Origin of the sequence: Nocardia takedensis NBRC 100417, from assembly GCF_000308695.1 — a bacterium.
GTDB classification, from domain to species: Bacteria; Actinomycetota; Actinomycetes; order Mycobacteriales; family Mycobacteriaceae; genus Nocardia; species Nocardia takedensis.
This window is the reverse complement of sequence record NZ_BAGG01000200.1, coordinates 1-2,366: the sequence shown is the minus strand read 5'-3', so window position 1 is coordinate 2,366 and position 2,366 is coordinate 1. Positions and strand designations below refer to the sequence as shown.

Genomic DNA, 2,366 nt, shown 5'->3' with positions numbered 1-2,366 from the left:
GATCCTTGAAGGCGCGGGTCACCGTGACCACCGCGGAATCGGCGTACCCCAGCACGGTCGCCACGTGGGCGCGCACCAGGTCCGACACCGCGGTCGACCGGTCGACCGGATCGAGCCCGGTCAGTTCCCGCGCCCACGACGAATCCGCCCGTGCGCTCGCGGCGCGGCGAACCGGCGCCCGCACGAGACCGCGCAGGACCGGCGGCAAGGTTCCGGCCTCCGCGTGACCGCGCAGGACCGCTCGGTCCAGCGGCGCGGGCGCCGAGTGGGCGCGGTCCGCGGCCAGGGCCGCGTCGAACAGTCGCAGGCCCTGCTCCTCGCTCATCGGACTCAGCCCGACGCGGGCGGTCCTGGCCACGTCCGCGCCCTCGAGATGCCCGGTCATACCGCCCCGCTTGGCCCACAGACCCCAGGCGAGCGAGGTCGCGGGCAGCCCCGACGCGCGCCGGTGCGCGGCCAGGCCGTCCAGGTAGGCGTTCGCGGCGGCGTAGTTGGCCTGCCCCGCGTTGCCGAGCACGGCCATCACCGACGAGAACAACACGAAAGCCGTGAGGTCGTGCGCCGCGGTCGACTCGTGCAGATTCCAGGCGGCGTCGACCTTCGGGCGCAACACCGCGTGCAGGTGCTCGGTGGTGAGATTGTCCAGCGTGTGGTCCTCGAGCACGCCCGCGGTATGCACCACCGCGGTCAGGGGCCGATCGACGGGTACGGCGGCCAGGGTGGCGGCCAACGCTTCCCGGTCGGCCGCGTCGCACGCGGCGATGGTGACGGTGGCGCCGGAGGCGGTCAGCTCGGCGCGCAGATCTTGCGCGCCCGGCGCGGCGAGCCCGCGACGGCTGATCAGCAGCAGATGCCGTACGCCGTACGCGGTGATCAGGTGTCGGGCCACCAGCGCGCCCAACGTGCCGGTTCCGCCGGTGATCAACACCGTGCCGTCGGGGCCGAAGTCCGGCCGTTGTCCGAGGTCAGTCGTCCGGCGCAGGCGCGGCGCGAGCAGCATCCCGTCGCGGACGGCGAGTTCCGGTTCGTCGCAGGCCAACGCGGACGCCAACATTCCTGCCTCCGCCACCTCGACATCGATGCCGAGGAAACGGCCCGGGTGTTCGGTGCCCGCGGTGCGGAACAAGCCGAGCACCGCCGCCGCGGCCAGGTCGGTGAGGTCCTGCTCCCCGACCGCGACGGCTCCCCTGGTCACCCCGACCAACCGGATATCGCTCAGTCTCGGGTCGGTGAGGGTGGCACGCACGATCTCGAGCACGTCGGCGAGCAGCGCGTGCGTCGTGACCGCGTCGACGCCCCCGGCGACGGGCAGGAACACCGCCTCCGGACGGGGAGTCCCTGCGTCGAGGTCCGCGAGCAGTTCCGCCAGGCCGGGATGAACCGAGGCGCCCGGCAAGTCGAGCCACTCGGGGCCGAGCACGGCCCAACGTCCCGGACTCCGCGGGTCGGCGGGCACGGCGGTCCAGTCCAGATGCATCAGGTCGGTCGGGGTCGACGCGGGGGCGGCGAAGGTCGGTGTCCGCAGCGAGACCTCGCCCACGCTGAGCACCGCGGCGCCAGCCGGATCCCAGGCGTTCAGCGAGGACGCGGTACCGGACGCGGTCAGACGTACACGCAGCTCGGTCGCGCCGGCCGCGGACAGACGCAGATCGGCGAAGGCGAACGGCAGGGCCGGTTCGCCGGTCTCGCCGAGCAGCAGCGGATGCAGCGCGGCGTCCAGCAGCGCGGGATGCACGCCGAACTGTCCGGCCGCGGCGCACGCCTGCTCGGGCAGTGTCACCTCCGCGTACAGATCGGCGCCTTGTCGCCAGGCACGGCGCAGGCCCTGGAACAGCGGGCCGTAGTGGTATCCGCGCTCGGCCAGCGCGGGGTAGGCGTCGGCGAGGTCCAGTAGCTCGGCGCCGGTCGGCGGCCACGCGGGACACGGTGCATCCGCCACCGCGGCGTCGATGAGCGAACCGCTCGCGTGCCGTGTCCACGGGGCGTCGTCCGTACCGCGCGCGTGCACGGTCAGTGTGCGCGCACCGGTTTCGTCCGGCGCGCCGACGGCGAGTTGTACGGTGACCGGCGCGTCGTCCAGCGTCAGGGGCGCGTGCAGGGTGAGGTCGGCGACGGTGTCGGCCCCGACCTGCTGGGCCGCGTGCAGTGCCAGTTCGGCGAACGCGGCCCCGGGCAGCAGGATCCGGTCGCCGACGGCGTGATCGGCGAGCCAGGGGTGGGCGGAGCGCGACAGCCGTCCGGTCAGCACCAGCCCGCCGTCGGCCATCCGGACCGCCGCGCCGAGCAGCGGATGTTCGGCCGCCGACAGCCCCGACGCGCGCATATCCGTGCCGCCCGACGAGCTCGACAGCCAGTACCGGGTTCGC

The 2,366-nt window shown here is 74.0% G+C and carries 1 protein-coding gene; it reads right to left on the bottom strand.

Features of this window, described 5'->3' with window-relative positions:
* Positions 1-2,323 (bottom strand): type I polyketide synthase (locus ON30_RS27970; RefSeq protein WP_157183864.1); only part of this gene is annotated, 2,323 nt, incomplete at its 3' end.
* Positions 2,324-2,366: the final 43 nt, after the last annotated feature.